Raw genomic sequence first — 1,114 nt, 5'->3', positions numbered from 1 at the left:
CGAAACAACATCGTCGATAAAGCTATCAATTGCTTTTTGATTTTTTGTGTAGTTAAAACTAATTAAATTAAACTGCTCTTTTATAATGTCTAGCTTTAAATTTAATGCCTTTTGCTCACTATACGAGCTTTCAAGAGTTTTTATGATCTCGCTTTGCAGAGTTGCGAAATCGCGTCCTTTAAGACCAGCTAAATTTGCGCCTTTTCTATCGGCTACCAAAGCGCAAGCTGTAAAAATCATCCTATGCTTTAGGTTGTTGATGCCAAAATTTATATGTAGGTTATCATTTATTGATTTAGTACATAAGTAAATTTTAGGCTTATCTATACTGCTCTGAGTAAATAGCTTAAGATAGTAATCTTTGCTAAAAAGCTCACTATCTTCTCTATAAAATTTATCGTTTTTATAAATTATTGCTTCGTTGCCATTATATAAAATACCTATTACTTGATTGTATTTGCTTCTTGTTATGTTTATATATTCTTGAAGTTGCGGTAAATTTTGATCCAGATTTGAATTTGGCTCATAGGCTTTGATCTCTAAAATTATGGCAACCTCGTTTATATCGTGCGGAAAATACCAACCGTCGGGCTTTTTATTAACTCCGCTAAAACCAAGTTCATTAAACGTAGTTATTTGTTCGACACCACTTTTAGCGTATTTTGAATCTTGAAATTTTAGTAACGCTCCAGCATTTTGCCTAATCACATCTTCGCTAATTCTCAAAGCCCCATACATCATAACAATTTTCCTTATTTTACCGATATATTGCTATTAATCTAAATGAGCGGCACGTAGATTTTTATCCTACATACACCCAAGGATAAGATCGCATAATTTGCGATTCAGTATATCTCATTTGGTTTAAATTTTATGCCAAATTTAAACCAAATTTTAACTCTTTTTCGTAGCCTTAGCATACGCTGCGACGTATTCAAAGCCCGAATATAGCGTCAGCGCAACCGCGATCCAGAGTAGGGCGTTTGCATAGGGCCACTGCATCGTTAGCCAGCCGATAGCGATCATCTGAAAGACTGTCTTTACCTTGCCAGCCATCGACGCGGCGACCTCTACGCCGTCGCCCGCCATCGCCACGCGAAGACCAGTGATAAAA

General features: G+C 36.4%; 2 protein-coding genes. Both read right to left on the bottom strand.

Features of this window, described 5'->3' with window-relative positions; genetic code table 11:
• Positions 1-741: hypothetical protein (locus Q0140_RS00060; RefSeq protein ID WP_297960284.1), on the bottom strand; the 741-nt coding region annotated here is incomplete at its 3' end.
• A gap of 153 nt (positions 742-894) precedes the next feature.
• A partial coding sequence (locus tag Q0140_RS00055) for a CDP-alcohol phosphatidyltransferase family protein (protein ID WP_366112813.1) occupies positions 895-1,114 on the bottom strand: 220 nt, incomplete at its 5' end.

Source organism: uncultured Campylobacter sp., assembly GCF_938045405.1.
Lineage (GTDB): Bacteria > Campylobacterota > Campylobacteria > Campylobacterales > Campylobacteraceae > Campylobacter_B.
Note: the sequence above shows the minus strand (reverse complement) of the source record. Positions and strands in the feature narration are given on the sequence as shown.